This is a genomic window from Kitasatospora sp. NPDC059747 (assembly GCF_042732955.1).
Lineage (GTDB): Bacteria > Actinomycetota > Actinomycetes > Streptomycetales > Streptomycetaceae > Kitasatospora.
In genome coordinates this window covers 39,217-61,175 of the sequence record NZ_JBHWGV010000001.1, presented here as the reverse complement: position 1 = coordinate 61,175, position 21,959 = coordinate 39,217, and the positions used below count along the sequence as shown (strand labels likewise).

At 71.6% G+C, this 21,959-nt stretch carries 20 protein-coding genes, 1 tRNA gene and 2 pseudogenes; 7 read left to right on the top strand and 16 right to left on the bottom strand.

Going from position 1 to position 21,959, the window contains the following annotated elements; genetic code table 11:
• Window positions 1-224: 224 nt before the first annotated feature.
• From ACFV4G_RS00320 to ACFV4G_RS00310, 3 genes are read right to left on the bottom strand one after another with little or no spacing between them, the layout of a single operon-like run.
• Window positions 225-1,184 carry an ATP-binding cassette domain-containing protein gene (locus ACFV4G_RS00320; RefSeq protein WP_380435158.1) on the bottom strand — a complete coding sequence of 320 codons (960 nt, stop codon included), beginning with the start codon at window positions 1,182-1,184 and terminating at the stop codon, window positions 225-227.
• Between the two features lie 27 nt (window positions 1,185-1,211).
• A complete protein-coding gene (locus ACFV4G_RS00315; protein ID WP_380435157.1) occupies window positions 1,212-2,066 on the bottom strand; it encodes an ABC transporter permease in 855 nt (284 codons plus the stop codon).
• Window positions 2,059-2,871: an ABC transporter permease gene (locus ACFV4G_RS00310; RefSeq protein WP_380435156.1), complete on the bottom strand. Its 813-nt coding sequence runs from the start codon at window positions 2,869-2,871 to the stop codon at window positions 2,059-2,061. Before ACFV4G_RS00310 ends, ACFV4G_RS00315 begins: the two co-directional genes overlap by 8 nt.
• A gap of 357 nt (window positions 2,872-3,228) precedes the next feature.
• Here ACFV4G_RS00310 and ACFV4G_RS00305 point away from each other — a divergent pair, with 357 nt between their 5' ends.
• On the top strand, window positions 3,229-5,571 hold the full coding sequence (locus ACFV4G_RS00305; RefSeq protein WP_380435155.1) for a transglycosylase domain-containing protein: 2,343 nt from the start codon (window positions 3,229-3,231) through the stop codon (window positions 5,569-5,571).
• Window positions 5,572-5,596: 25 nt separating this feature from the next.
• Here the strand turns inward: ACFV4G_RS00305 and ACFV4G_RS00300 are convergent, their stop codons facing one another.
• From ACFV4G_RS00300 to ACFV4G_RS00285, 4 genes are all read right to left on the bottom strand, one after another.
• A complete protein-coding gene (locus ACFV4G_RS00300) occupies window positions 5,597-6,775 on the bottom strand; it encodes a winged helix DNA-binding domain-containing protein (protein ID WP_380435154.1) in 1,179 nt (392 codons plus the stop codon).
• Window positions 6,776-6,821: 46 nt separating this feature from the next.
• Window positions 6,822-7,133 (bottom strand): hypothetical protein, encoded by a 312-nt coding sequence (locus ACFV4G_RS00295; protein WP_380435153.1) that lies wholly within the window; start codon window positions 7,131-7,133, stop codon window positions 6,822-6,824.
• A gap of 41 nt (window positions 7,134-7,174) precedes the next feature.
• Window positions 7,175-7,477, bottom strand: coding sequence for a co-chaperone GroES (locus tag ACFV4G_RS00290; RefSeq protein ID WP_329929219.1), 303 nt, complete (start codon window positions 7,475-7,477; stop codon window positions 7,175-7,177).
• Between the two features lie 182 nt (window positions 7,478-7,659).
• The gene (locus ACFV4G_RS00285) at window positions 7,660-8,001 is read right to left on the bottom strand and encodes a DUF3618 domain-containing protein (RefSeq protein ID WP_380435152.1); all 342 of its coding nucleotides are present in this window, start codon (window positions 7,999-8,001) and stop codon (window positions 7,660-7,662) included.
• A 146-nt stretch (window positions 8,002-8,147) separates the two neighbouring features.
• Here ACFV4G_RS00285 and bcp point away from each other — a divergent pair, with 146 nt between their 5' ends.
• Window positions 8,148-8,621 (top strand): thioredoxin-dependent thiol peroxidase, encoded by a 474-nt coding sequence (gene bcp / locus ACFV4G_RS00280; RefSeq protein WP_380435151.1) that lies wholly within the window; start codon window positions 8,148-8,150, stop codon window positions 8,619-8,621.
• A 79-nt stretch (window positions 8,622-8,700) separates the two neighbouring features.
• Here the strand turns inward: bcp and ACFV4G_RS00275 are convergent, their stop codons facing one another.
• On the bottom strand, window positions 8,701-11,169 hold the full coding sequence (locus tag ACFV4G_RS00275) for a chitinase C-terminal domain-containing protein (protein WP_380435150.1): 2,469 nt from the start codon (window positions 11,167-11,169) through the stop codon (window positions 8,701-8,703).
• 349 nt (window positions 11,170-11,518) lie between these two features.
• On the opposite strand from ACFV4G_RS00275, the pseudogene ACFV4G_RS00270 reads away from it, so the two are divergent.
• A pseudogene (locus ACFV4G_RS00270) lies at window positions 11,519-11,752 on the top strand (HNH endonuclease); the annotation flags it as partial.
• Between the two features lie 12 nt (window positions 11,753-11,764).
• Window positions 11,765-11,851: transfer RNA gene (locus ACFV4G_RS00265), tRNA-Leu, on the top strand.
• 74 nt (window positions 11,852-11,925) lie between these two features.
• On the opposite strand, the gene rdgB is transcribed toward ACFV4G_RS00265, so the two are convergent.
• The 4 genes and pseudogenes from rdgB to ACFV4G_RS00245 all read right to left on the bottom strand — a co-directional run.
• Window positions 11,926-12,531 carry an RdgB/HAM1 family non-canonical purine NTP pyrophosphatase gene (gene rdgB, locus ACFV4G_RS00260; RefSeq protein ID WP_380435149.1) on the bottom strand — a complete coding sequence of 202 codons (606 nt, stop codon included), beginning with the start codon at window positions 12,529-12,531 and terminating at the stop codon, window positions 11,926-11,928.
• Window positions 12,532-12,572: 41 nt separating this feature from the next.
• Entirely contained in the window at window positions 12,573-12,965 is a 393-nt protein-coding gene (locus ACFV4G_RS00255; protein WP_380435148.1) for a hypothetical protein, read from the bottom strand.
• Window positions 12,966-13,107: 142 nt separating this feature from the next.
• The gene (rph, locus tag ACFV4G_RS00250) at window positions 13,108-13,833 is read right to left on the bottom strand and encodes a ribonuclease PH (RefSeq protein ID WP_380435147.1); all 726 of its coding nucleotides are present in this window, start codon (window positions 13,831-13,833) and stop codon (window positions 13,108-13,110) included.
• A gap of 140 nt (window positions 13,834-13,973) precedes the next feature.
• A pseudogene (locus tag ACFV4G_RS00245) lies at window positions 13,974-14,234 on the bottom strand (glucose PTS transporter subunit EIIB); the annotation flags it as partial.
• 374 nt (window positions 14,235-14,608) lie between these two features.
• On the opposite strand from ACFV4G_RS00245, the gene ACFV4G_RS00240 reads away from it, so the two are divergent.
• Both ACFV4G_RS00240 and ACFV4G_RS00235 read left to right on the top strand, forming a co-directional pair.
• Complete coding sequence (locus ACFV4G_RS00240; protein WP_380435146.1) at window positions 14,609-15,898, top strand: PTS transporter subunit EIIC; 1,290 nt, start codon at window positions 14,609-14,611, stop codon at window positions 15,896-15,898.
• A 533-nt stretch (window positions 15,899-16,431) separates the two neighbouring features.
• Entirely contained in the window at window positions 16,432-17,709 is a 1,278-nt protein-coding gene (locus ACFV4G_RS00235) for a PTS transporter subunit EIIC (protein WP_380435145.1), read from the top strand.
• Between the two features lie 92 nt (window positions 17,710-17,801).
• Here ACFV4G_RS00235 and ACFV4G_RS00230 read toward each other — a convergent pair whose 3' ends face one another.
• The 3 genes from ACFV4G_RS00230 to ACFV4G_RS00220 form a co-directional block, all read right to left on the bottom strand.
• Entirely contained in the window at window positions 17,802-18,740 is a 939-nt protein-coding gene (locus tag ACFV4G_RS00230) for an LAETG motif-containing sortase-dependent surface protein (RefSeq protein WP_380435144.1), read from the bottom strand.
• A gap of 237 nt (window positions 18,741-18,977) precedes the next feature.
• Window positions 18,978-19,724, bottom strand: a complete 747-nt coding sequence (locus ACFV4G_RS00225) for an MBL fold metallo-hydrolase (protein WP_380435143.1) — start codon at window positions 19,722-19,724, stop codon at window positions 18,978-18,980.
• A gap of 220 nt (window positions 19,725-19,944) precedes the next feature.
• Entirely contained in the window at window positions 19,945-20,130 is a 186-nt protein-coding gene (locus tag ACFV4G_RS00220; RefSeq protein WP_380435142.1) for a helix-turn-helix transcriptional regulator, read from the bottom strand.
• A gap of 190 nt (window positions 20,131-20,320) precedes the next feature.
• Between ACFV4G_RS00220 and ACFV4G_RS00215 the strand changes: the two genes are divergently transcribed.
• Entirely contained in the window at window positions 20,321-20,815 is a 495-nt protein-coding gene (locus ACFV4G_RS00215) for a type II toxin-antitoxin system PemK/MazF family toxin (RefSeq protein WP_380435141.1), read from the top strand.
• Window positions 20,816-20,846: 31 nt separating this feature from the next.
• Here the strand turns inward: ACFV4G_RS00215 and ACFV4G_RS00210 are convergent, their stop codons facing one another.
• A complete protein-coding gene (locus ACFV4G_RS00210) occupies window positions 20,847-21,815 on the bottom strand; it encodes a cysteine synthase (protein ID WP_359960476.1) in 969 nt (322 codons plus the stop codon).
• Window positions 21,816-21,959: the final 144 nt, after the last annotated feature.

Genomic DNA, 21,959 nt, shown 5'->3' with positions numbered 1-21,959 from the left:
TCGGGGTGTGCGGTGAGCGATCGGGTCCGCCGTGCGCGGTGCGTGGTGCGCACGTCGACGCAGGCTCAACCCGCGCACCCGCCGGGGAGTCACGGAACTCCCCGGACGGGCGACGGCGGTCAACCGGACGGCCGGCGGTTCACCCTGCGAGATCCCGGCCGTTCTCAGCCGCCCTCAGTCACTCTCAACCGCCCTCAGTCACTCTCAACCGCTCTCAACCGCACTCAGCCGATCGCGACCTCCGCGTACATCCGCGCGATCACGTCCTCGATCGCCGGTTCGCGCACCGACAGGTCCACCAGCGGGTACCGCGCCGCCACCGCCGCGACGAGCGGCGCGGCGCTCTCCTTCGCGGGGAAGGCCAGCCACTGCCGCGGGCCCTCGACCCTGACCACCCGCGTGCCGGGCACCTCGATCGGCGGGCGGGCCTCGGCGAGGTCGACGACCAGCGTCCGCTCGCTCTCCCCCGCGTCGTGCAGGCCGGCCAGCCCGCCGTCGTAGACGACCCGGCCGTGGTCGATGACCATCACCCGGTCGCAGAGCTGCTCGATGTCGGTCAGGTCGTGGGTGGTGAGCAGGACGGTCGTGCCGCGGTCGCGGTTCACCTCGCGGAGGAACTCGCGCACCCTGCTCTTGCTGACCACGTCCAGGCCGATGGTCGGCTCGTCCAGGTACAGCACCTGCGGGTCGTGCAGGAGCGCGGCGGCGAGGTCGCCGCGCATCCGCTGGCCGAGCGAGAGCTGGCGCACGGGGGTGTCCAGCAGTGCCGCCAGGTCGAGGAGTTCGACGCAGCGGGCGAGGTTCTCGCGGTACCTCGGATCGGGGATCCGGTAGATCCGGCGGGCGAGTTCGAAGGAGTCGCGCAGCGGGAGGTCCCACCAGAGCGTGGTGCGCTGGCCGAAGACCACGCCGATCCGGCGGGCCAGCGCGACGCGCTCGCGGGCCGGGTCCACCCCGGCGACGCGCAGCCGCCCGCCGCTGGGGACGAGGATGCCGGTGAGCATCTTGATGGTGGTCGACTTGCCGGCCCCGTTCGGGCCGATGTAGCCGACGCACTCGCCGGCCTCGACGGCGAAGGTGAGCCCGTCCACCGCGCGCACCTCGCGCTTCACCCGGCTGAACCGGCCGGTGCGGGCCCGGACGGTGAAGGTGCGGCGGACGTCTTCGAGTTCGATCAGTGCCATGGGGAGTTCCTTACGAAGTGGTGGGGTTCAGCTGCCGGTCCCGCGGTAGGCCCGCAGCCCGGCGCGCCAGGCGAGGCCGGCGGCGGCGATACAGAGCGCGGCGGCCACCGGGGAGGCGAACTGGAACGCGGTGGGCAGGCCGAGCGGGTCCGGGCGGTCGAGGATGCGCAGCGTGGGCAGCCAGTTGACGAAGGCCAGCGGGACGCCGAAGACGACGCCGGCGACCAGCTCCTTCGCGAAGATCGTCGGCGGGTAGTGGAGCAGCGTGGCGCCGCCGTAGGTGACGGAGTTCTGGATCTCCTTGGCCTCGCCCCACCAGAACTGGACGGTCGCCGTGCCGATCCAGATCGCGCCGAAGATGACGCAGCCGCACACCAGCAGGACGGGCACCAGCAGCACGCGGTCCCAGGTCCACGTCACGTGCAGCTCGGCCAGCGACCAGACCAGCACGACGAGTGCCTGGACCGGGCGGCCGAGGCGGCGCAGCGAGAAGCGCTCGGCGCACAGCTGGGCGAGGGCCGGGGCAGGCCGGATGAGCATGGTGTCCAGCGTGCCGTTGACGATCCGCTGGCCGAGGCCGTCGACCGAGCCGACCAGCAGGTTGGCGACGCCGAGCGAGAAGGTGGCGGTGGCGTAGAGGAAGGCCAGCTCGGGCAGGGTCCAGCCGCCGAGCTGGTTCGTGTGGCGGAACATCAGCACCAGGACGACGAAGTCGAGCGAGTGCGTGACGAGGCTCGCGCCGAGGTTCAGCGCGAACGACGCCCGGTAGGCCATCGTCGAGCGCATCCACATCGAGGCGCACATCCACCAGGAGCGGACGGCCCAGGCGGTGCGGGCGGCCAGGCCGTCCCGGGGTACGGCGGGTGCGAGGGTCTCAGCCACCCTGGACCACCACCCGGCGGGTCGCCAGCAGCTGGGCCGCGCGGCCGGCGGCGAGCAGCACGACGGCCCAGGCGAGCTGGAAACCGAGCGGGCCGAGCAGGCCGGCGCCGCTGCGGCGCTCCAGGAAGACGTCCGTCGGCGCCTGGATCAGCGCCGCCCACGGCAGGACGTGCGCGAGCGTGCCGAGCGGGCCGGGGAAGAGCGCGATCGGCAGCAGCATCCCGGAGAAGAACATCGAGACGACGAGCATCACCGAGCGCACCCCCTCCGAGTCGTGCAGCCAGAAGCCGGTGATCGAGACGAGGAAGCGCAGCCCGAAGCTGACCACGGTCGCGAGCAGCGCAGAGAGCAGGAAGACCGCCCAGGTCAGCGGGTGTTCGGGCAGCCGGATCCGGAAGACCAGCCCGCCGACCAGCAGTGGCACGGTGCCGCGGACGAGTAGCTGGAAGGCGGCCCGGCCGAGGTCGGTGGCCAGCCACCAGCCCTGGAAGTCGACCGGACGGTAGAGGTCGACGGCGATGTCCCCGCTGCGGAAGCGGTCCTGGACGTCGTCCTGGAAGCCGCCGCCCCACACGGCGACGGTGACCAGCAGGGACTGGCTGACCCAGATGTAGGTGACGGCCTGGCTCTGGTCGTAGCCCCCGAGGCTGGGGCGGGCCTGCCAGAGGGCGAGGAAGGAGGAGGCCAGGATGATGCCGAAGACGGTGTTGGTGAAGGTGCCGGCCAGGGTGGCGGCCCGGTAGGTGGAGTAGCGGCGGAAGGATCCGCGCGCGACGGCGGCGTAGAGCCCGGGCGCATTCGGCATATTGTCTCCTTGTCGACAAATACGGGCACAGGACGGCCCGCAGGCGTCCGCGCACGCCCCAGTGGCTCCGACCTGCCGGACCCGGGGGTACCGGGCCGATCGGGCGGAGCTGCCAGAACCGGGTGCGCTATGTGGTTTGCACCTTTCACCGTACCGCCGGGCCCCGAGCCCCGCACCCGGTTTTCACCGGCGCCCGTACCGACCCCCGGACCGGGCTCCCACCACCCCCGCGCCGACCCGCGCACCGACCCCGGAAGCCCCGCGCGCACCCCGAACCCGCCCCGAACTCGCCGCGAGCACACGCCCGCCAGAGGCCGACGACACCTGAGCGCCAGTCAAATAGCACATAATCTCGGCATGACCGTGAGCACCCGCCGCCAGGCCAAACGGGCCCTGCGACGCCAGGCCCGCCGCGCCCTCCCGCTCTGGCGCCGACTCCTGCCCACCTGGCGAGTCGTCCTCGGCACCGTCGTCACCCTGCTGATGACCGCCGTCGCCGCCTTCGCCGTGCTCTACGTCATCGTCCCGGTGCCCGACCCCAACGCCCACGCCGTCGCCCAGAACAACATCTACCTCTACTCCGACGGCGCCACCGAGATCGCCCGCACCGGCGCCGTCAACCGCACCGACGTCACCATCGACAAGATCCCGCTCGACACCCAGCACGCCGTCGTCTCCGCCGAGGACCGCACCTTCTACCAGAACCGCGGCATCGACCTGAAGGGCATGCTCCGCGCCGGCTGGAACACCCTCATCGGCAAGGGCACGCAAGGCGGCTCCACCATCACCCAGCAGTACGTCAAGAACTACTACCTGACCCAGGACCAGACCATCGCCCGCAAGGGCCGCGAACTGTTCATCGCCCTCAAGGTCGACCAGCAGCGCGACAAGAACGAGATCCTGGCCGGCTACCTCAACAGCAGCTACTTCGGCCGCGGCGCCTACGGCATCCAGAGCGCCGCCCACGCCTATTACGGCACCGACGTCTCCGAACTCACCCCCGCCCAGGGCGCCTACCTCGCCGCGCTCCTCCAGGCTCCCAGCTCCTACGACGTCAAGACCGCCAAGCCCGCCAACCGCGACAAGGCCATCGCCCGCTGGAACTACACCCTCGACGGCATGGTCCAACTCGGCTTCCTCAGCGCCGCCGACCGCGCCGCCGAGACCTTCCCCGAACCCATCGACCCCCAGCCCACCACCGGACTCTCCGGACAGGCCGGCTACCTCGTCGGCGTCGCCGACGACTACCTCACCTCCGCCGGCATCATCGACGCCGCCACCCTCAAGGCCGGCGGCTGGCGCATCACCACCACCTTCGACAGGCCCAAACAGGACGCCTTCACCAAGGCCGTCCAACAGGAACTCACCGACGAACTCGACCCCAAGACCCGGCCCACCACCGACACCGACGTCCGCGTCGCCGGCGCCTCCGTCGAACCCGCCACCGGCCGCGTCGTCGCCGTCTACGGCGGACCCGACTACGCCAAACAGCCCTACAACGACGCACTGCGCCAGGACAACCAGATCGGCTCCACCTTCAAGCCCATCGACCTCGCCGCCGGCCTCGTCGCCCAGCACGCCCCCGACGGCCACCCGATCACCCCCGACACCCGCTACGACGGCACCAGCGAACGCCACGTCACCGGCGGCCCCACCCCGTACGCACCGCCCAACGAGGACGACATCGACTACGGCAACATCACGCTGCGCTACGCCATGGTGAAGTCCGTCAACTCCGTGTACGCGCAGGAGGGCGTCGACGCCGGACTCGCCCGCGTCCGCGACACCGCCGTCAAGCTCGGCATCCCCGACAACGTCCCCGGCATGGACCCGTCCAACACCTCGATGACCCTCGGCACCGCCACCCCCAGCGCCCTCGACCTGGCCGGCGTCTACGCCGCCCTCGCCAACCACGGCCAGGCGCACACCCCGTGGTCCGTGCTCAAACTCGAACGCCTCAACACCGGCTCCGGATCCATCGACGTACCCAAGATGCCGGACCACGCCGCCACCGACGCCCTCGACCGGCAGACCGCCGACACCGTCACCGACGTCCTGCGCGACGTCGTCACCCGCGGCACCGGCAACGCCGCCCTCGACCTCGGCCGGCCCGCCGCCGGCAAGACCGGCACCACCGACTCCAACCTCTCCGCCTGGTTCGCCGGATTCACCCCCCAACTCACCACCACCGTCGGCCTGTTCCGGGAGAACCCGAAGACCCACGCCAAGGAGCCGCTGGCCGGCACCGCCGGCCTCACCCGGATCAACGGCGGCACCTTCCCCACCAAGATCTGGACCGCCTACATGACCGACGCCCTCGACGGCACCGAGGTCAAGCACTTCGACCTCCAGACCGGACACGGCAACGGCGGCGGCCAGTACAACTGGCCCACCAGCAGCGCCCCCGCGAGCACCACGCCCAGCCCCGGCACCACCCCCACCCCCGGCGCCACGCCCCCCGGCACCGCGCCCGCACCCACCCCCACCGCCGCCGCCGCACCGGCCCGGCCCACGGCCACCCCCGGCGAGCCGACACCCGGCCCCGCCGCCCCCAGCCCCCAGGCGCCCGCACCCACCCCCACCCAGGACCAGCCGAGCGCCACCCCCCGCCCCAGCCAGACGCACCAGCCCAAGCCCACGCCCCCGGCCTCCGCCACCGCGCCGCCCACGGGCGCGGCGACACAGCCCGCGGCGCCGTGACGCGGACGGCTCCGGCCCGCCGCCGCTACCCCGCCACCAACTCCCGCTCCAACGGCGTCCGGAACCGCGGCGTCACCCGCACCTCCCCCAGCCAGCCCGCCAACCGCGCCGCCTCCCCCGCGATCGCCGCCTCCGCCTCCGCCCCGACGTCCCCGAACAACCGCCACACCAGCTCACCGTCGGCCCGCTGCGCCCAGCCGCCGACCACCCGGCCGCACCACCACACCGTCGGACCGGCGTTCCCCGCCCGGTCGAACAGCGCCGGAACGTCCTCCGGCCGCAGGTACCAGTCCCGCCCGCGCCAGCCCATCACCGTCGGATCCAGCCCCGGCAACAGCGCCGCCCACGGCTCCGGCCCGCCCACCGGCTCCGCGTCCCCCGGCAGGACCAGTGCGGGCACCCCGCCGGACAGCTCCACCGCCTCGGCTCCGACGTCCGCCAGCGCCTTGCGGGTGTCCCCCAGCGTCCAGCCCGTCCACCACTTCACGTCCTCGACCGTGGCCGGCCCGTACGAGGCCAGCCAGCGCCGCGCCACCTCCGCCTTCGCCTCCCGCACCGGCACGTCCGGCCACTGCGGCACCGGCGCCCACGGGTAGCTGCTGCTCAGCCACGACCCCCGCGGACGGCCGCGCCGCACGTGCCCGTCCGCCGCCAGCAGCCGCAGCAGCCGGCTGCCGACGCTCTGCTTGGCCTCGTACGGCTTGCCCGCCGACATCAGCATCTGCTCGCGCAACTCCGGTACGTCCTCGCCTAGTTGCTGCGTCGTCGCCTCGCCACGGCGCGCCAGCGCGGCCAGCACCGCGCGCTCCGCCGCCGCCAGCCGGGCCTCGTCCCAGCCCTGGGCGTGGTCCCGCAGGTGCTTCAGCAGCGTCGCCCGCTCCTTCGCGGCGATCGCCCGCGCCGTCGACGAACTCACGTACGGCGCGAACTCCTCCGTCACGGCGAATATCGTCCGCCGCATCGACAGCAGCTTCACCAGCGAGACGTCCTCGTAGAGCGCCCGCTCCACCTCGGCCGCCGACGGCTCCAGCAACCGGGCGCACGCCGACAGGTACACCGTCGCGGCGTCCGTCGCGTGCAGCCCGACGACCGCGTCCGCCGCCTCCTCCACCCACGCCACGCGGGCGGACGGCGCCAGCAGGTGCCGCCACCCCACCCGGGCCCGCCGCTCGTCGTCCCCGATCACCGGCACACGCGTCGTCATGCCCGGACCGTACCGCCCGGCACCGACAATCCACGGCCGGGACGCGTCAGTCCACCGGCCGGAACCGGTCCTCGACCTCCCAGCCCGCACCGAGCTCCCGGCGCAACGCGTCCAGGGCCGCCCGGGCGCGGGCGTTGAAGCGCGCCTTCTCCTCCGCCAGCCACGGGGACGGGTCCGGCGGGTAGTCCCAGTCGATCGAGGACTGGAACCAGTCGGACAGCCCGCCCAGCTCCGCCGCGAGCGCGGCGCCGATCGGCAGCCGGTCGAGCTCGATCGGGTGCCCGTACGGGCTGTCGACGTCGTCGGGCCACAGCGGCACGTCGACGCCCGCCTCGAAGAAGTAGCGCAGCCGCACCACGGCCGGACGCCTCCCCGCACGCTTCCAGGGTCTCGGAAGCCTCACAGGTAGAGGCCGGTCGAACCCTCGGTGTCACCGAAGCGCATCGCCGCGACGGCGTGCAGGTCGCGCTCGCGCAGCAGCACGTAGGTGGCGCCGCGGACCTCCACCTCCAGCTTGTCCTCCGGGTCGTACAGGACGCGGTCACCCGGCTCCACCGCGCGCACGCTCTGGCCCACCGCGACCGCCTCAGCCCAGGCGCACCGCTTCGACAGCTCCGCGGTGGCCGGGATGATGATCCCGCCGGTGGAGTGGCGCTCGCCCTCACCGCTGTCGAGCTTCACCAGGACGCGGTCGTGCAGCATCCTGATCGGGAGCTTCTCGCCCAGGCGGTCGTGCCGGGGCACGTCAAGGGTGGTCCTGGCGGTCGGTTCGTCGTTCGTACTCACGATCCCGAAGGTACCGCCCCCGGGCGGACGGCGTGACGCTGGCCCGGCATGCGGAAGGCCGGGCGCTCAACCGCGCCCGGCCCGTCGACGAACTCCGCTCAGCCCTTGCGGCGCTTCCGCGCCGAGGCCAGCAGCAGCACCACGCCCACGCCGACCAGCGCCACCGGAACGATCCGCTCCTTGCGCGGCTGCCCCTTCTCGTCCACGAACTGCGCCCGCAGCTTCTCCACCGCGCCGTTGGCCGCCACGTACGCGCGGGCCGTCTTCTCCTCGACCGCGGCGACGGCCTTGGCCTTCACCTGGGCGCTGATCGTCGTCGGGTGGACGCGCATGGCGAGCTCGTCGAGGGTCTCCGCCAGCTTGGTGCGGGTCCGGGCGATGTCCGCCTCGATCTGGGCGGTCGTCCGCGCCGACTTGTCCTGCGTGCTCGCCTCGCCCACTCGGGCCACCCCATTCACTTCACTGATGCTGTCCTGTGCGACTGACCCAGTCTGTCAGTTGCCGGGCAGCGCCGCGCGGCCCCACCCACCATCAGAGGTAAGTTTGCCGTGGTACGACCCCGTCCACGCAACAGGAGAGTCAGACCGTGAGTGAGCGTCTCCAGCCCGGCGACAACGCGCCCGCCTTCACCCTGCCCGACGCCGACGGCAAGCAGGTCTCGCTGGCCGACCACCTCGGCCGCAAGGTGATCGTCTACTTCTACCCGGCCGCCCTCACCCCCGGCTGCACCAAGCAGGCCTGCGACTTCACCGACAACCTGGAGGCCTTCGCGGGCGCCGGCTACGACGTCATCGGCATCTCGCCGGACAAGCCGGAGAAGCTCGGCAAGTTCCGCGAGACCGAGGACCTCAAGGTCACCCTGCTGTCCGACCCGGACAAGGAGGTGCTGACGGCCTACGGCGCGTTCGGCGAGAAGAAGCTGTACGGCAAGACCGTCACCGGCGTCATCCGCTCCACCGTGATCGTGGACGAGCAGGGCAAGGTCGAGCACGCCCTCTACAACGTCAAGGCGACCGGGCACGTCGCCAAGCTGCTGCGCGACCTCAAGGTCGAGGCCTAAGGACGAAGAGGCGGTGGCGGCACACCCCCCGACCGGGTGCACCGCCACCGCCGTCCGTCACCCCGGCGGGCCGCTGTCGTCAGCAGGCGCCGAGGTCGCTCCAGACGCCCCACGCGCCGCTCGCCGCGGGGTCGTCGCCCTTGGTCCACCACTTGTTCTGGTAGTAGTGGCCCTTCCACGACACCTTGGTGGTCGAGGCGTACGTGGTGCCCGCGTCCCAGCCCGGCGCGCCCGTGCAGGCGCCCCCGGTCGGGGTGGCGGTGGGCGTCGCGGTCGCCGTCGGCGTGGCGGTGGGCGTCGCGGTCGCCGTCGGGGAAGCCGTAGCGGTCGGGGTCGAGGTCGGCGTGGCCGTGGCGGTGGGCGTGGCCGTCGGGGTCGAGGTCGGCGTCACCGTCGGGGTGGGCGTCGGCGTCGGCGTCTGGCCGCCCCCGTCCACCGCGCCCCGGGTCAGGTCACCCTTGATCCCGTACAGCGTCCCGCCCACGTTGACCGTCCAGTTCGACGGCGTCGACACCGGCAGGTAGTAGACGAAGTCCATGTCCACCGAAGCGCCCGGAGCCAGCGACTGCCAGCCGGGCAGCTTGACCGACACCCGGTTGTAGGTGCCCTTCAGACCGCCGGCGTTGCCCGGGCCCGGGTTGTCCTGGCGGATCACCTGGAGGCCGAAGCCGGACTGGTCCTTGGCGTTGCCCGGCGCCGAGTTGGAGTAGTCGAACTGGAACTCCGTGCCGCCCGGCAGGGTCACCGTCGAGTTGTTGACGATGTGGATCTTCGGGTTGATCGGGTAGTTCGAGTCGCCCAGCGCGAAGTTGGTGAACGACACGTCGATCGGCAGGGTCTGCTGCGGCAGCGCGACCGTCGACCGGATCGCGCCGTACGGCGACGCCGCCTTGAACTTGTCGTACATCAGCGAGGTCAGCGTCGACCCGGGCACGTACTCGCCCTTGCCGCCGTTGGCCGCCGGGTCCCACTTGTAGTCGCCCGCGAGCTCCCAGATCATCGCGCCGCCGGCGCCCTGGTTGACGATGTAGTCCGCCTTCGCGGCCACCGACTGCTCGTCCTCGGTGGAGAGGAACACCTTCTTGGTGTCGTTCCACAGCCACGGCGCGACCAGGCTGTCGCTGTAGTTGCGGCTGTAGGTGCCCTGCAGCGCGGTGTCCGCCACGCCGTACTTGGCGAGGTAGTCGGGCAGGATGCCCTTCTCCAGGTTCTTCGCGTGCCACATCGGGTTCGACCCGGCCGGGGACTCCTTGCCCGCGTCGTCCTTGTCGTTCCAGATGTTGTCGATGCCGACCGCGCCGTCACCGCACGAGGTCAGGCCCGAGCCGACCGGGCAGGTCGTCGCGGAGGCGGTGCCCCAGAGGCCGTTCGTGCCGCCGGAGACGTTCTTGAACCCGCGGGTGTAGTACGGCAGGCCGACGTTGATCCGGCCGCCCGGCATCGCGCCGCGGAAGTAGTGGTACGCCCAGTCCGCGTTGAGGTAGCCGATGCCGCCGTACTGCGAGGTGCCGTAGACGTTGGCGGCCGCCAGCTCGGCGTCCTTGCCGTCGTCGTAGAGCGAGGCGTTCGGGCCGACGTACTTGTTCCAGGCGCCGTGCAGGTCGTACGACATGATGTTGACGTAGTCCAGGTACTGCGTCACCTGGAACGTCTCCATGCCGCGCAGCAGGTAGCCGGACGACGGGGCCGCGACCGAGAGCAGGTAGTGCCTGCCGTCGGCGGCGCCCGCCCGGTCCAGGTTCTCGCGCAGCGTCTTCATCAGCGCCGCGTAACCCTTGGCCAGCGAACCGCGTTTGGCGTTCGCGAGCTGCCAGTCCAGCGGGTTGCCAGCGTCCTTCATCGAGGTCGGGTACTCGTAGTCGATGTCGACGCCGTTGAAGCCGTACTTGCGGATGAAGTCCACGGACGACGCGGCGAAGGTGTCGATGCCGGCCTGGTTGACGCTGCCGTCCGGGTTGACGGTCAGCGAGTAGAAGCCGCCGGTGTTCACCCGGGAACCGCTGTCGTCGAAGTAGCCGCCGGTCTCGGTCCAACCGCCCACCGAGATCAGGGTCTTGACGTTCGGGTACTGCTTCTTGAATTTCGTCAGCAGGTTGAAGTGCCCCTTGTAGGGCAGCGTCGGGTCCAGCTGCGCGGCCGGCACGCCCGGGAAGTCGATCCCGGTGGCCGGGTTGGTCGGGCCGTCCGTGCCGACGGACAGCTTGTTGTCGCCGCCGACGTGCCCGAACGCGTAGTTGAGGTGGGTCACCTTGTCCCACGGGACGTCGCTCACCAGGTACGGCTGGTCGCCGTTCTTGCCGGTGCGCCAGCCCGTGAAGTACCCGATGATGCGGCGCTGGTGGTCCGCGCCCATCTTCTCGCGGCCACCGGTGTCGTACACCGAGCAGTACGGGACGTCCACCCCGGGCGTCTGGTACATGCCGTCGGGACGACAGGCGGAGTTGTCGACGGCCGCCGACGCCTGCGAGGGCGCCGCACCCAGCGTCGCCATCAACAGCCCGGCCAGCCCGGCCGCGGCCACCGAGGCGAACCCGGCCCGGGCACTCATACGACGGACGCCTGCGGTGGGACGCCGCTCCGCCGTGCTTCGGATCAACACTCGGTCCTCCAGGAGAGAGTGTCGGCGCGTGCCTGTGGGGGAGCACGCACGTGGGGGATTCCAATTGGCGCCGAAGCTATGTGGTCTGAACCAGACAGGTCAATAGGTCTGTACCAATTGGCAAACAACTCCCAAACATCCCGAAAGACCGTAACCAACTCCCCACTCGGTCGTTCGCATACCGGGGGACGGGCGCACACCAGCCCGAAGGGGGAACACCATGACGATCAAGTACACCCGCGAACTGCTCGCCGAGGCTGCGGCGGCGGCAAGCACACTCGACGAGACGCTGGCCGAACTCGGCCGGCCCGAGCCGTGCGAGGACTGCGGCACCGGACCCGAGTGGCGCGGTCGGCCGATGACCCTGGAGGTCGACCACGTCAACGGCGACTGGTCGGACAATCCGCCGGAGAACCTCCGGCTGCTCTGCCCGAACTGCCACTCCATCACCGACACCTACTGCGGACGAAACAAGAACAAGCTCAAGGCTCCGCATGGAATCGCGGTGTTCCCGCGGGAATCAAAGCCCTAGACTAGAGGCCACGCGGCCTTGGCGGAGCTGGCAGACGCGCCGGACTTAGGATCCGGTGGGGGAAACCCCGTGAGGGTTCGAATCCCTCAGGCCGCACCAGCCTCAACCTTAGAATCGAAGGCCCGCCCGGAAATCAACTCCGGGCGGGCCTTCGGCTTTCAGCGGATGGACCGTCAGCCCAGCAGGTCCTTCACCACCGGGGCCAGGGCCCGGAAGGCGTGGCCGCGGTGGCTGATGGCGTTCTTCTCGGCTGCGGTGAGCTCCGCGCAGGTGCGGGTTTCGCCGAGGGGCTGGAGGATCGGGTCGTAGCCGAAGCCGCCGTCGCCGGCCGGGGCGGTGCGCAGGGTGCCGAGGAGGCGGCCCTCGACGACGCGTTCGGTGCCGTCGGGGAGGGCGAGGGCGGCGGCGCAGAAGAAGTGGGCGCCGCGGTGGGGTTCGGCGATGTCGGAGAGCTGGGCGAGGAGCAGGTCGAGGTTGGCGCGGTCGTCGCCGTGCTTGCCGGCCCAGCGGGCGGAGAAGATGCCGGGGGCGCCGTTGAGGACGTCGACGCACAGGCCGGAGTCGTCGGCGACGGCGGGCAGGCCGGTGGCGCGGGCGAGGGCGTGGGCCTTGAGGAGGGCGTTCTCGGCGAAGGTGACGCCGGTCTCGGGGACGTCCGGGATCTCGGGGTAGGCGTCGGCGCCGACGAGTTCGACGTCCAGGCCGGCCTCGCCGAGGATGGCGCGGAGTTCGGCGACCTTGTGCCGGTTACGGGTGGCGAGGATCAATCGGGTGGACATATCGCCCACCCTATCGGGCGCCGTCCGGCACCGGCGGGTCGTCAGCCGGTGCAGACGGAGCCGAGGTTGCCGGCCGCGTCGGCGAGGGGCTTGAGGTCGGGCGCTTCCTTGCGGTCGGCGGCCTGCTGGACCTTGTCGGCCTGGGTGCGCAGGTCGTTGACGGCCTTGACGACGTCGGTGTTCTTGGAGTTCCTGCCGAGTTGGTCGAGGTCGGTGCGCAGCTTCTGCAGGGCCTTGCCCTGGGCGGTGCCGGAGTCGTTGCTGGTGCTGCCGTAGGCGCTGGTCACGTCGGCGATGTCGGTGGTGACGCGGGCAGCGGTGGTGCCGCAGTCGAGGGCCTTCTGGGCGGCGGAGCAACTGACCGCGCTGAGGGGGAGGATGATGATCAGTCCTGCCACGGCGAGGGCGGCGGGACGGGCGATGCTGGACGGCATCCGGTCCTCCTGGGGGCGCGGGGGCGCGGGTTCCGTACGGGAGGACGTGTGCCGGCCGGGGCACGGTTCCCGCAACGGGGTGCTGCGGGAACCGTACGGGCTGCGGGCCCGGCGTGTACAGGCTGACGTACCCGAACGGGGCTCAGCCTTCGAGGGCCTTGCGCTGGATCTCGTCGAGCTCGGCGCAGCCGAGGGTGCCGAGGTCGAGGAGGCGGTCGAGGAGGGCGCGGTCGAAGGGGGCGCCTTCGGCGGTGCCCTGGACCTCGACGAAGCGGCCGTCGGAGGTGCAGACGATGTTCATGTCGGTCTCGGCGCGGACGTCCTCCTCGTACTGGAGGTCGAGCATGGGGAGGCCGTCGATGATGCCGACGCTGACGGCGCTGACGCCGCCGGTGATGGGCTGGCCCTTGGCGCGCAGGAGCTTGCGGTCGCGGGCCCAGGCGACGGCGTCGGCGAGGGCGACGTAGGCGCCGGTGATGGCGGCGGTGCGGGTGCCGCCGTCGGCCTGGAGGACGTCGCAGTCGAGGACGATGGTGTTCTCGGCGAGGGCGCGGTGGTCGACGACGGCGCGCAGGGAGCGGCCGATGAGGCGGCTGATCTCGTGGGTGCGGCCGCCGATGCGGCCCTTGACGGCTTCGCGGTCGCCGCGGGTGTTGGTGGCGCGCGGGAGCATGGAGTATTCGGCGGTGACCCAGCCTTCGCCGCTGCCCTTGCGCCAGCGCGGGACGCCTTCGGTGACGCTGGCGGTGCACAGCACCTTGGTGTCGCCGTAGGAGATGAGGACGGAGCCTTCGGCGTGCTTGCTCCAGCCCCGTTCGATGGTGATGGGGCGGAGCTGGTCGGGGGTGCGGCCGTCGATGCGTGACATAAGCACCGAGAGTAGTCGCTCGGGCGGGGTGTTCCGGTTGTGCCCGGGGCGGGGTGTTCCGGATGCGCGTCGGCCCGCCGTGCTCCCGGGAATCCTGGGGAGGGGCGGGCCGGGCGGTGGTGAGCCTTGGGTGGCTCAGCTCACATCATGTCCTCGATGTCCGCGGCGATCGGGTCGGCGTCGGTGCCGATGACGACCTGGATCGCGGTGCCCATCTTGACGACGCCGTGGGCGCCGGCGGCCTTCAGGGCGGCCTCGTCGACCAGGGAGGCGTCCTTGACCTCGGTGCGCAGGCGGGTGATGCAGCCCTCGACCTCTTCGATGTTGTCGATGCCGCCCAGACCGGCGACGATCTTCTCAGCCTTGCTGGCCATCTGATTCTCTCCCTTTGTCTCGGCCCGCCGGCTGCTCTGCCGGGCGCCGTCCTGCGCTGTGCTGGTACCACCCGGCCGGGGCCGGTGAGGTCGCTGCCGGGGGCTGACGCGGGTTCAGCGGTGGTCGTGCTGCTGGGCAGCGCGACCAGCATCACCCGGGTCGGTCCGGTCCGCCACGTTAGTCCACTTTTGGCCCAGTCCGGCGCGCACCGTCGCGGATCTTCGCCCGAGGATGGCGATCAGCGGGGTTCCCGTCCCGGCGTGCGGCCTGCGTCCTTCAGTGGTCTACACCAATATATGTGTACTCCGATGAACGCGGGAAGGACCCCGGGTGTTCCAGGGCTCCGCCCGAGGCTCCCGCAGGGGGTCGGCGGTCGGCAACTGCTCCCGGAGGGCGAAGCATGAGTTCGGCAGGCGCCACGGCCCCGCAGACCGTGTGGTGGCACACCTTCTACGGCGGCCTCCAGAAGATGGGCCGCTCCCTCCAGCTCCCGGTGGCGGTGCTCCCGGCGGCGGGCATCCTCAACCGGCTCGGGCAGCCCGACGTCTTCGGCTCGGACGGCCTCGGCTGGACGGACGTCGCCAAGGTCTTCGCCGCGGCCGGCGGCGCGCTGCTGGACTCCGCGCTCGGCCTGCCGCTGCTGTTCTGCATCGGCGTCGCGATCGGCATGGCGAAGAAGGCGGACGGCTCGACGGCGCTCGCGGCCGTGGTGGGCTTCCTCGTCTACTACAAGGTGCTGCACGCCTTCCCCGAGCACTGCAAGCCGCCGACGGTGCTGGTGAGCGACCAGTGCGTGAACTACGGGTCGGCGAAGGCGGCGGCCGCGACGTTCCAGAACCCGGGGGTGCTGGGCGGCATCCTGATCGGCCTGATGTCGGCCTGGCTGTGGGTGCGCTTCCACCGCACCAAGCTGGTCGACTGGCTCGGCTTCTTCAACGGCCGCCGGCTGGTGCCGATGATCACGGCGCTGGTCGGCATGCTCACCGCGGTCGTCGCGCTGTGGGTGTGGCCGCCGATCGGGCGCGGGCTCAACGACTTCAGCCAGAACCTGGCCGACCTCGGCGCGGGCGGCGCCGGCATCTTCGGCCTCTTCAACCGCGCGCTGCTGCTGATCGGCATGCACCAGCTGCTGAACACCTTCGTCTGGTTCCAGTTCGGCGAGTTCACCAAGCCGGACGGCACGATCGTGCACGGCGACATTCCGCGCTTCCTGGCCGGCGACCCGACGGCCGGGCAATTCCAGTCCGGGTTCTTCCCGATCATGATGTTCGCGCTGCCCGCCGCCGCGCTCGCGATCGCGCACGCGGCCAAGCCGCACCGCCGCAAGGAAATCTACGGCCTGATGCTCTCGGTGGGCCTGACCTCCTTCGTCACCGGCGTCACCGAGCCGATCGAGTACTCCTTCGCCTACATCGCCCCGGCCCTGTACGGCGTGCACGCGCTGCTGACCGGCGCCTCGATGGCCGTCACCTGGGGGCTCGGGGTGCACGACGGCTTCAGTTTCTCGGCCGGCCTGATCGACTACGTCATCAACTGGGGGCTGGCCAGGAAACCGTGGCTGATCATCGTCATCGGTCTCTGTTTCGCCGCGGTGTACTACGCGCTCTTCCGCTTCATCATCGTCAAGTTCGACCTGAAAACGCCGGGGCGGGAGGACGAGACCGAAGTCGAGGACGTCACCAAGGCCTGAACAGGGCGCAACTCGGGCTCACCCGCAATGGCCTCCGGACCCGTCGGTCCGGAGGCCTTCGGCATATCGGGAAAGGACCTAATACCCGGACGGCAAAACAATTCCGATACGCGTTCGGGGACGACCCGGCGGGACCGACCGGCCGCCGGCGCTCCCGACCGCCGTGACGGACGTCGCAGCACACCCACGCGGAGCCCCCGTGGCCGTTCGTTCACTCTCCGGCTCCGGTCGGCACGGATCCGGCACCGGACCCTCACCGGACCGGCCGCCGGGCCCGCCCCGACCGGGCCGGAGCTTTTTGTTGCGCAATTAGCCAAAATCCCGCTCCCGGCGGGTAATCATGATCGACCTTCCGAAAGTAGGTTTCGATTTCATAGCGCTTCCCGGCGGCACCGCTTTCCGGGGTTCCACCACTTCCCCACCCGTGCTACAAAACTGGTCTACACCACACGTGGTGTAGACCAGTTCGCGGTTCGGCCCCCCTGTGCACCGTCCCCCCGACCGACCCGCCATGCCGTTAGGAAGCCACCCCCATGAGTCAGTCTGCGCAGGCACCGGCGCCCGCCACGGCTCCGGCCACGCCAAGCCCCGCCAAGAAGTTCGGCCAGAACCTCCTCCAGGGTCTGCAGAAGATCGGCCGCAGCCTCCAGCTGCCCATCGCCGTTCTCCCCGCGGCCGGCCTGCTGCTGCGCCTCGGCCAGGACGACGTGTTCGGCAAGGACGGCCTCGGCTGGGACAAGGTCGCCGCGGTGTTCAACACCGCCGGCAGCGGCGTCTTCGACAACCTGGCGCTGCTGTTCGCGGTGGGCATCGCGATCGGCTTCGCGAAGAAGGCGGACGGCTCGACCGCGCTCGCCGCGCTGGTCGGCTTCCTGGTGTACAAGAACGTGCTGACCGCGTTCCCGATCACCGAGGGCCACATCGCCGACGGCAAGTGGGTCGCCCCGACCTACCAGAACCCGGGCGTCCTCGGCGGCATCGTGATCGGTCTGCTGGCCGCCGTGCTGTGGCAGAAGTACCACCGCACCAAGCTGGTCGACTGGCTCGGCTTCTTCAACGGCCGCCGCCTGGTGCCGATCCTGATGGCCTTCGTCGGCACCGCCGTCGGCGTGCTCTTCGCCCTGACCTGGGGCCCGATCGGCGACGCCATCAAGAGCATGAACGACACCCTGATCGGCGCCGGTGCGCTCGGTGCGGGCGCCTTCGGCCTGGTCAACCGCGGTCTGCTGCCGGTCGGCATGCACCAGTTCGTGAACTCCTTCGCCTGGTTCCAGACGGGTGACTTCACCAAGCCGGACGGCACCGTCGTCCACGGCGACCTGACCCGCTTCTTCGCCGGCGACCCGACCGCCGGACAGTTCATGTCGGGCTTCTACCCGATCATGATGTTCGCGCTGCCCGCCGCCGCGCTGGCCATCGCCCACGCCGCCAAGCCGCACCGCCGCAAGGCCGTCACCGGCATGATGATGTCGCTGGCCCTGACCTCCTTCGTCACCGGTGTCACCGAGCCGATCGAGTTCGCCTTCGTCTTCATCGCCCCGGCCCTGTACGTCATCCACGCGCTCCTCACCGCCGTGTCGATGGCCGTCACCTGGGCGCTCGGCGTGCACGACGGCTTCACCTTCTCCGGCGGCCTGATCGACTACGTGCTCGCCTGGAACAAGGCCACCGAGCCGTGGCTGATCATCCCGATCGGCCTCGCCTTCGCGGCGCTGTACTACTTCCTGTTCCGCTTCGCGATCGCCAAGTTCGACCTCAAGACCCCCGGTCGCGAGGACGACGACGAGATCGAGGACGTCACCAAGGCCTGAGGCCCGCAACCGTCCCGCAGCAACGACTCCGCCCCGCCGCCACCCCCGTGAGCGGCGGGGCGGAGTCGTTCCAGCACCCGGTTCGAGCCCGGTCAGTGCGTCCTGCGGCGACGGACCAGGAGGAGGGTGCCGGCGCCGGCACCGACCAGCAGCGCGGCGCCGCCCGCGATCAGGGCGGTGTGGTCACCGTCCGAACCGGTGGAGGCCAGCTGCCCGGCTGGCGCCGACGCGGTCGCGCCGGTCGCGCTGGTGGCGCTGGTCGAGGCGGTCGGAGCGGGCGTCTCCGTCGAGGTCGTCCCGGCGGCCGGGGCGGACGTCGTGGCCGGGGCGGACGTGGTGGACCCGGTGGCCGGCGCGGACGTCTTGGCCGACGGCTCCTGCGTCGGCTTCGGCTTGGCCTTCGACGGCGACGGCGACGACGACGGAGCGGGAGCCGACGTCGAGGGCTTCGGCGCGTCGGCCACCCCGGTCACCTTGATCCGGTGGGTGTCGGACACCGGCGGGTCGACCGGGAACTGCAGCCGCCAGCCCTTGAGCTCGGAGCGGAGCGCGATGACCGGGCCGGCGCCGCCGTCGCCCCCGCCCCGGGTGACGCCGATCCGGAAGTGCACCTCGGTCTTCTCGCCCGCCGGCACGATGATCTTGCCCGCGTCCGCCGCGACGACCCGCTTGCCCCCGACGGTCTTGATCTCCGGCTTGAGGTCCTGCCAGTTGTCGTGGTTGCCGCCCATGTCGTCGCGCCAGGTCAGGCCGACCGCGTCGGCGGAGACGTCGGGGCCGGCGTCGGCCCTCAGCTCCACGACCAGGGCCCACCCGACGGTCCCGGAGTTGGTGATGGTCTCGGTGAACTCCACCGGCTTGCCCACGGCGATCGAGCCCGGGGTGTCGACGGACAAGGAGAGGGGGCCGGAAGCGTCGGCGAAGGCCGGCCCGGCGGTCGCCGCGCCGCCGGCGACGAGCCCGGCGGTGAGCACGAGCGCGGGCACGACGGTCGAACGGACGCGGCGCAGGGCGCGGTTGAGCTGAAGCACTGGAATCCCCCCATGGACTGCTCCCCGACCGGCACGGCCGGTTCCGGGCAGCACAAATCAAGCGTGCGTGGTGTGTGGACGGCCGGCCCGACGGGCCCGACCGGTCGAGAGCGGCCTCCCCAGCCGCTCACTTACAAGGACGTGTTCGGGGCCGGAAGGTTGCAGGTGGATTCGCAGAGATTTCCGCGCGCCCGGGAACGCCGGCCGCCGGCCGCCGGAAAACGCCCGCCGACCTGCTCAGATCTCGTAGACGGCGCCCGGGCGGGCGAGGTCGACGGGGCCGGGGTAGGCGGCGGCGGCGTCGCGGCGGTTGTGCTCGGCGTCGGTCCACGGGGGGATGTGGGTGAGGACGAGGCGGCGGGCGCGGGCGGCGGTGGCGTGCTCGCCGGCCTCGCGGCCGTTGAGGTGGACGCCGAGGTAGGTGTCGCGGCCGTCGACGTAGGCGGCCTCGCAGAGGAAGAGGTCGGCGTCCCGGGCGAGTTCGACGAGGTCGGCGCTCTCGCCGGTGTCGCCGGAGTAGACCAGGGACCGGCCGCCGTGTTCGAGCCGGAAGGCGAACGCGTCCACCGGGTGGGCGACCTGGGCGACACCGATCCGGAACGGGCCGAGGTCGAAGACGCCCGGGGTGAGGGTGCGGAAGTCGAAGACCTCCTTCATCCCCGGGTTCTCCGGCATGTCGTAGGCGCGGGCGAGCCGCTCCGCGGTGCCGGCCGGGCCGTAGACGGGCATCGGGTCGGGGCAGCCCTCGGCGCGGTAGTTGCGGGCGACCCAGTAGGCGCACAGGTCGACGCAGTGGTCCGCGTGCAGGTGGCTCAGCAGGACGGCGTCGACGTCGTACAGGCTGGTGTACTTCTGCAGGGCGCCCAGCGCACCGTTGCCGAGGTCGAGCACGACCTTGAAGCCGTCGGCCTCGACGAGGTAGCTGGAGCACGCGGACTCGGCGGACGGGAAGCTCCCCGAGCACCCCACCACGGTCAGTTTCATCCGAGCCCCTCCGCCCCGACACGTCCTGGCTGCTGCTGGAAAATGGCAGGACAGACCGGAGAACCGGCCGGTAGCACTGCGTTCGCGTTGTCGAGGGTAAGGGCGGAGCGGCACTTTGCCCCCGTCCCCGTGCCGGGCTGTGGCTGGAATCACCAGAACGCCGGGGCTCGGGGCGGGGGCTACGGTTCGGCTGCGGAACCGGGTCGCCGCGGCGGTCGGATCAGCGGTGGCCGGGGCGCTTGCGGGCCCAGGCGCGGATGGTCTCGGGGTACCAGCGGGGGTGGCCGCTGCCGTCGATGACGTCCGGCTCGGGCAGCAGCCCGTGGCGGCGGTAGTTGCGGACGGTCTCGGGCTGGACGTTGATGTGGTGCGCGACCTCGGCGTACGACCACAGCTGTTTACTCACGATGGCACCTCCGGATGGGGCGGGGGCGGACGTTCGTGAGCGCAGCCTCTCCAATCCTCGCCCGGCGGCCCGGTACAGATCGGGCGCGGTGGTCGATCCGTGACGAACCGGGAGCAACGCGCGGACAAATACTCAACTGTCACAGCGCTCACAGTGGTGGGGTTCACCACGGGCCGGTACGGTTCGCCGCATGAACGGCACTACTGGCATCTGGGTGGTCCTGGCCGTCGCGGGCGTCGCCGTCCTCGCGGCCGTCGCGTCGGCGCTGGTGCGGCGGTCACGGCCGGCCTCCCGGCCCGCGACGCGCCCGGCCCCGCGCCCCGCCGGACCGGCCGGGCCCCGGCCCCGCCCGGCGGGTTCGGGCCGCTCCGGGCCGGCGCCGCAGGAGATCTGGTGGGCCGAGGTGCCGTTCGAGGACGGCCCCGGTTCGAAGGACCGCCCGTGCCTGGTGCTGCGGGTGGACGGCCGGACGGCGACCGTCGCGAAGATCACCAGCAAGCACCACGCCGAACGCCCGGGGGTGCTGCCGCTGCCGCCCGGTTCGGTGGGCGACAGCCAGGGCCGGACCAGCTGGCTGGAGACCGACGAACTGCGCCGGGTGCCGCTGTCGGCCTTCCGCCGCCGGGCCGGCACGGTGGACCGTCAGGTCTGGAACCGCGCCCAGCGGGCCCTGCAGGGCAGCTAGGGCCACGGCGCCAGGAGCCGCGCGAGGCGCCCTACGCCCAGAGCTGGCCCTGCAGCGCCTCGACGGCCGCCTCGGTGGACTCGGCGGTGTAGATGCCGGTGGACAGGTACTTCCAGCCGCCGTCCGCGACGACGAAGACGACGTCGGCCCGCTCCCCCGCCGCCGCGGCCTTGCGGCCGACGCCGATCGCGGCGTGCAGGATGGCGCCGGTGGAGACGCCCGCGAAGATGCCCTCCTGCTGGAGGAGTTCGCGGGTGCGCCGGACGGCGTCGGCGGAGCCGACCGAGAAGCGGGTGGTGAGCACCTCGGCGTCGTACAGCTCGGGGACGAAGCCCTCGTCGAGGTTGCGCAGCCCGTACACGAGGTCGTCGTAGCGCGGTTCGGCGGCGACGATCCGCACGCCGGGGACCTTCTCGCGCAGGTAGCGGCCGACGCCCATGAGGGTGCCGGTGGTGCCGAGGCCGGCCACGAAGTGGGTGACGGTCGGCAGGTCGGCGAGGATCTCGGGGCCAGTGCCGGCGTAGTGGGCGCCCGCGTTGTCGGGGTTGCCGTACTGGTAGAGCATCACCCAGTCGGGGTGCTCGGCGGCGATCTCCTTGGCCATCCGGACGGCGGTGTTGGAGCCGCCCGCGGCCGGGGAGGAGATGATCTCGGCGCCCCACATGCGGAGCAGTTCGCGCCGTTCCTCGCTGGTGTTCTCCGGCATGACGCAGACCATCCGGTAGCCCTTGAGCTTGGCGGCCATGGCGAGCGAGATGCCGGTGTTGCCGCTGGTGGGTTCGAGGATGGTGCAGCCGGGGGTGAGCCGGCCGTCGGCCTCGGCCCGCTCGATCATGTGCAGCGCCGGGCGGTCCTTGATGGAGCCGGTGGGGTTGCGGTCCTCCAGCTTGGCCCAGAGGGTCACGAGGCCCTCCGCGTTGCCGGGAACGGCGGCGGACAGCCGCGGCAGGCGGACCAGCGGGGTGTTGCCGACGGCTTCGAGCGGACTGTCGTAACGCAAGGGAGGCCTCCGGCCACGGCGGTGAGGGTCGGGAAGGTGGCCCGGGGGGGGGGGCCCCCCCCCCGGGGGGGGGGCGCCGGGGGGGGGGCGGGGCGGCCCGCGCGCGCCGCGGGCGGGCGGTTGGGAGGGCGGGCGGGCGCCGGG